Raw genomic sequence first — 5,405 nt, 5'->3', positions numbered from 1 at the left:
CCCCAGGCCGCGAACGCGCACACGGCCAGGGCCGCATAGTGCTGCGCGGCGAAACTCATCAACGACACAAAAGGAATGCGGCCCCCGGGCGAAGAACGTAGGACAAGGAACGCAGCGCGCGTGGGGCCGCGCCGCTGCAGGCGTTACAGGTTCGGTGCCAGCAGCCGCTGCAGGTCGGCCTCGGCCACCTGCCGGCGCGCGGCCAGGTCGGCCAGCTGGTCGGGCCCGATTCTGCCCACGCTGAAGTACTTTGCCTCGGGATGCCCCAGATAGAACCCGGATACGCTGGCCGCCGGCGTCATCGCCAGGCTCTCGGTCAGGCCCATGCCGATCTCCTCGCACTGCAGCAGCTCGAACAGCGGGCCCTTGACGCTGTGGTCGGGGCAGGCCGGGTAGCCGGGCGCCGGGCGGATGCCGCGGTACTGCTCCTTGATGAGCTGCTCCAGGCCGAGCTGCTCGTCGGGCGCGTAGCCCCACAGGTCCATGCGCACGCGCCGGTGCAGCACCTCGGCGAAGGCCTCGGCCAGGCGGTCGGCCAGGGCCTTGAACATGATGGCGGAGTAGTCGTCCAGGTCGTCGAGGAAGTACTTCTCCTTCTTCTCGGCGCCGATGCCGGCCGTGACGGCGAAGGCACCCACGTAGTCCGCGATGCCCGCGTCGCGCGGCGCGACGAAGTCGGCGAGGCAGCGGCTGGGGCGCATCACGCCGTTCACCTCCTGCTTCTCGGTCTGCTGGCGCATGCCGTACCAGGTCAGCACCTTGCGTTCGCGGCTCTCGTCGGCGTAGAGCACGATGTCGTCGTCGTGCTCGGTGTTGGCCGGCCAGAAGCCCACCACGCCGTTGGCCGTGAGCCAGCGGCCCTCGATCAGCCGCTGCAGCATGCGCTTGCCGTCGGAGAAGACGCGCTGCGCCTCGCTGCCCACGATCTCGTCCTTGAGGATCTGCGGGAAGGGCCCCGCCAGGTCCCAGGTCTGGAAGAAGGGGCCCCAGTCGATGGCGGCGGCCAGCTCCGACAGGTCGTAGTTGCGGAAGATGCGCCGGCCGGTGAACTTCGGCCGGGTCGGCTGGTAGCCGCGCCAGTCGATCGGCGTCCTGTTGGCGCGCGCCTTCGCCAGCGGCCACAGCGGCACCTGCTTGCGATTGGCGTGCTGGTGGCGCACGCGCTCGTAGTCGGCGTTGACCTCGGCGATGTACTGCGCCGCCTGCTCCGAGAGCAGGTTCTGCGCCACGCCCACGCTGCGCGAGGCGTCGGGCACGTAGACCACCGGCCCCTCGTAGTGCGGCGCGATCTTCACCGCGGTGTGCACGCGGCTGGTGGTGGCGCCGCCGATCAGCAGCGGGATCTTCTTGATGCGGAAGTGCTCGTCCTTCTGCATCTCGCCGGCCACGTACTGCATCTCTTCCAGGCTGGGCGTGATCAGACCCGACAGGCCGACGATGTCCGCGCCCTCGATCCTTGCCCGGGCCAGGATCTCGTGGCACGGGACCATCACGCCCATGTTCACCACCTCGAAGTTGTTGCACTGGAGCACGACGGTGACGATGTTCTTGCCGATGTCGTGCACGTCGCCCTTGACGGTGGCGATGACGATCTTGCCCTTGCTGCGCACGTCGCGGCCGGCCGCCTCGTCGCGCTTCTTCTCTTCCTCGATGTAGGGGATCAGGTGCGCCACCGCCTGCTTCATCACGCGCGCCGACTTCACCACCTGCGGCAGGAACATCTTGCCGGCGCCGAACAGGTCGCCGACGACGTTCATGCCGTCCATCAGCGGGCCCTCGATCACGTGCAGCGGACGGCCGCCCCTGGCGACGATCTCGCGGTAGGCCTCCTCCGTGTCCTCGACGATGAAGTCGGTGATGCCGTGCACCAGCGCGTGCGACAGGCGCTGCGCCACCGGCACCGGCTGCTCCGGGGTGCCGCGCCATTCGAGCTTCCTGCTCTCGTCCTTGGCGGCGCCCTTGGCGCTCTCGGCGATCTCCACCAGGCGCTCGCCGGCGTCGGGCCGGCGGTTGAGGATCACGTCCTCCACCCGCTCGCGTAGCCCGGGCTCCACCTCGTCGTACACGCCCACCATGCCGGCGTTGACGATGCCCATGTCCATGCCCGCGCGGATGGCGTGGTAGAGGAAGACCGTGTGGATCGCCTCGCGCACCGGGTCGTTGCCGCGGAAGGAGAAGCTCACGTTGCTGACGCCGCCCGACACCTTGGCGCCCGGCAGGTTCTGCTTGATCCAGCGCGTGGCCTCGATGAAGTCCACCGCGTAGTTGTTGTGTTCCTCGATGCCGGTGGCGATGGCGAAGATGTTGGGGTCGAAGATGATGTCCTCGGGCGGGAAGCCCACCTCGTCGACCAGCACGCGGTAGGCCCGCTCGCAGATCTCGATCTTGCGCTGGTAGGTGTCGGCCTGGCCGACCTCGTCGAAGGCCATCACCACCGCCGCCGCGCCGTAGCGCCGCACCAGCCGCGCCTCGTGCTTGAACTTCTCGATGCCCTCCTTCATGGAGATCGAGTTGACGATGCCCTTGCCCTGGATGCAGCGCAGCCCGGCCTCGATCACCTCCCACTTGGAGGAGTCCACCATGATCGGCACGCGCGCGATGTCGGGCTCGGAGGCGATCAGGTTCAGGAAGCGCACCATGGCGGCCTTGCTGTCGAGCATGGCCTCGTCCATGTTCACGTCGATCACCTGGGCGCCGTTCTCCACCTGCTGGCGCGCCACGGCCAGCGCCTCCTCGAAGCGGCCGTTCAGGATCATCCGCGCGAAGGCCTTGGAGCCGGTGACGTTGGTGCGCTCGCCGATGTTGACGAACAGGCTGCCCTCGCCGAGCGTGACCGGCTCCAGGCCGGACAGCTTCATCGGGGCGACGGGGGGCGTGGGAATCGACATGGGCTCACCTGCGGATGGCATGGACAGGCGAGCGTCGTTGCGCGGAAAGAAGCCCCCAAGCCTGACAGCCGGCGGCTGCTGCAACGCTCCTTGGGGAAGGGGCGGATTTTATGCCGTCCGCCTCATCCCGCAGCGCGGCCGGGGCACTTGAGAAGCGGCGCCGCCCGTTCGTCCTTCCTCCCGTGCGGCAGGACGCCGCCGCGCCCGCCACCACAAGGAGCCCCCATGACGGACATCCGCTGGAATCTACTGACCGAACGCTCGTTCGCGCCGCAGCGCTACCGGATCGGGCTGGTGGTGCGCGGCATGGCACGGCCCGGCGCCGCGCCGCCCAGCGAAGGCCATGCCGACTGCGTGCTGTCCTCGGGGGAGCCGATCGGCTTTTTTGCCGAAACCGGCATCCCCGTGTCCGGCAGCCGCGGTTCGGAAACGGCCACCCTGGGCGTGCGCACACTCAGCGCCACGCTGGCGGGCACGGTCTGGGGCTATCGCGAACTGATGGTCCATCGGCGCGCCTATGTCGACCGCGCCGCCGCCGCGGCGGCCGGCGCGGTGTCGACCCTGCTCGCGATCGAGGTCTCGGAACGCGAGTGCCGGCAGTTCGAGCGCGCCTGGTCCTCGATGCGGGTCGATCCCGGCATGTTCGGCATCGTCGGCCTCAACTGCGCCACGCATGCGGGCTATGCCTTCGCGGCGGCGGGGCTGCTGACCCGCGCCGATTCCCTGGGACGGCACGCCGCGACCTCGGACATGGACGGCCTGGACACGCCGGCCCAGCTCTTCCACCAGCTCGTGCGGGGCCCCGCCAACGAGCGCTGCGAGGTCTACACCGGCTTTTTCGGCTTTCAGCCCGCCTCGGGCTGGGGGTACCGCGTGTCCTTCGATCCGCGCTGAGGCTGCGCCGCCTGCGCTGCCGCCGGCAGGCCGAAGATGCCGTCGAAGGCCCAGTTGAAGGCGAAGGTGTAGACCAGGAAGAACACCATCAGCCCCGCCTCCATCGCCAGTGCCTGCAGCAGGCTCACGTCCAGCCACCAGGCGAAGACCGGGATCAGGATCAGCCCCAGCCCGCCCTCGAAGCCCAGCGCATGCGCCACGCGCCGGCGCAGGCTGCGCCCGCGCACCGTCTGGCGCGCCTCCCACCACTCGAAGGCGGTGTTGAACACGAGGTTCCACACCAGCGCAATGGCCGAGGCCATGGCGGAGGCGACGCCCGCCTTCATGAGGCCGCTGTCGGAAGTGAGCGCCAACCCAGCGCTGGCGCACACGATGGCGATGCCCTCGTAGAGGGTGACGTAGACGATCTTTCGCTGAATGCCTTGCATGGACGGCACTTTATGTCTTGATTGCTGATATAAAAAGTCATCTTCTTTCAGATTGATTGATAGAAATGGCCTTCACCAGCGAGAACGTGGCGGTCTTCCTGGCGGTGCTCGACAGCGGTTCCTTCTCCGCCGCGGCGCGCGTCCTGGGCCGGGTGCCCTCGGCCGTGAGCATGGCCATCGCGCACCTGGAGGCGGAGCTGGACCTGCCGCTGTTCGACCGCTCGGGCCGCGAGCCGCGGCCCACCGCGGCGGCGCGCGCGCTGGAGCCGCAGGCGCGCCTGCTGGCCGGGCAACTGGCGCAGCTGGAGGCGCAGGCCCTCTCGCTCACCCGGGGCCTGGAGAGCCGGCTGACGCTGGCCATCGCCCCCGAACTGCTGGGCGCCGCCTGGACCGGCGCCGTCGCCCGGCTGGTGCGGGACTTCCCGCTGCTGGACGTGGAGGTGCTGGCCGCGCCGCAGGCCGACGCGCTGGTGCTGCTGCACAGCGGCCGCGCCCAGCTCGCGCTGGTGTTCGAGCGGCCCGGCCAGGACGGCCGGGAGGGCTTTCAGGAGGTCGGCAGCGAGACGCTGGTGGCCGTGGTGGCGCCGGACCATCCGCTGCTGCAGGAGGCCGGCGGGCAGGGCGGCGGCCTGGGCGAGGCGCACCTGGCGCGCACGCGGCAGATCGTGGTGGCCGGGCGCGACGCCGGCGTGGCGGACCCGCGCCTGCTGTTCGCGCGGCAGCGCTGGCTCACCGACAGCCCCGAGGCCGCCTGCAGCCTGCTCGAAGCCGGCCTGGGCTGGGGCTGGCTGCCGCGCAGCGTGGTGCGCCCCCAGCTGGCGGCGGGCACGCTGCGCGAACTGCCCCTGGCCGGCCTGACCAACGCGCTCACGCTGTGGGTGGACGTGGTCTGGTCGAAGGAGCGGCCGATGGGCCTGGGCGCTGCCCGCTTCGTGGCGCTGATGCGCGACATCGACGGCTGAGCGCCGGGCCCCGCAGCGCCTCAGGGCCGGTCGCCCAGGGGCGTGTTCTGGCCGGCCGAGGGCGTCGCCGAGCCGCGCGGGGCGGGCATCGGCCGGGGCGGCGGCATCGGCCGGCCGGCGCCGGGGGGCGGGCCGTTCCACTGCGGCGGGCGCGGGCCCGGCCCCGGGCGGCTCCCTGGGCCCTCGGGGCGGCCGGGCCGGCCCGGACGGCCTTCCCAGCCGGGTGGGCGCGC

General features: G+C 70.7%; 4 protein-coding genes, 1 pseudogene and 1 riboswitch. Of the genes and pseudogenes, 2 read left to right on the top strand and 3 right to left on the bottom strand.

Annotated features, from left to right (window positions below; translation table 11 throughout):
• Positions 1–143: 143 nt before the first annotated feature.
• Entirely contained in the window at positions 144–2,888 is a 2,745-nt protein-coding gene (gene metH, locus ACIY1X_RS22210) for a methionine synthase (RefSeq protein WP_399684813.1), read from the bottom strand.
• Positions 2,889–2,910: 22 nt separating this feature from the next.
• Positions 2,911–2,986, bottom strand: a riboswitch (S-adenosyl-L-homocysteine riboswitch).
• Between the two features lie 127 nt (positions 2,987–3,113).
• Here metH and ACIY1X_RS22205 point away from each other — a divergent pair.
• Positions 3,114–3,782, top strand: coding sequence for a hypothetical protein (locus tag ACIY1X_RS22205; protein WP_399684811.1), 669 nt, complete (start codon positions 3,114–3,116; stop codon positions 3,780–3,782).
• Here ACIY1X_RS22205 and ACIY1X_RS22200 read toward each other — a convergent pair.
• The gene (locus tag ACIY1X_RS22200; protein WP_399684808.1) at positions 3,734–4,210 is read right to left on the bottom strand and encodes a PACE efflux transporter; all 477 of its coding nucleotides are present in this window, start codon (positions 4,208–4,210) and stop codon (positions 3,734–3,736) included. The two genes, ACIY1X_RS22205 and ACIY1X_RS22200, sit on opposite strands and share 49 nt — an antisense overlap.
• A 65-nt stretch (positions 4,211–4,275) precedes the next feature.
• Here ACIY1X_RS22200 and ACIY1X_RS22195 point away from each other — a divergent pair, with 65 nt between their 5' ends.
• The gene (locus ACIY1X_RS22195; protein ID WP_399684806.1) at positions 4,276–5,172 is read left to right on the top strand and encodes a LysR family transcriptional regulator; all 897 of its coding nucleotides are present in this window, start codon (positions 4,276–4,278) and stop codon (positions 5,170–5,172) included.
• Positions 5,173–5,192: 20 nt separating this feature from the next.
• Here the strand turns inward: ACIY1X_RS22195 and ACIY1X_RS22190 are convergent.
• A pseudogene (locus ACIY1X_RS22190) lies at positions 5,193–5,405 on the bottom strand (ligand-binding protein SH3); the annotation flags it as partial.

Origin of the sequence: Xenophilus sp. (assembly GCF_044462705.1) — a bacterium.
GTDB classification, from domain to species: Bacteria; Pseudomonadota; Gammaproteobacteria; order Burkholderiales; family Burkholderiaceae_C; genus Xenophilus; species Xenophilus azovorans.
Note: the sequence above shows the minus strand (reverse complement) of the source record. Positions and strands in the feature narration are given on the sequence as shown.

Coding starts and splice junctions, on each gene's coding strand:
- metH (WP_399684813.1), bottom strand. CDS start 2,888: ATGTCGATTCCCACGCCCCCCGTCGCCCCGATGAAGCTGTCCGGCCTG.
- ACIY1X_RS22195 (WP_399684806.1), top strand. CDS start 4,276: ATGGCCTTCACCAGCGAGAACGTGGCGGTCTTCCTGGCGGTGCTCGAC.
- ACIY1X_RS22205 (WP_399684811.1), top strand. CDS start 3,114: ATGACGGACATCCGCTGGAATCTACTGACCGAACGCTCGTTCGCGCCG.
- ACIY1X_RS22200 (WP_399684808.1), bottom strand. CDS start 4,210: ATGCAAGGCATTCAGCGAAAGATCGTCTACGTCACCCTCTACGAGGGC.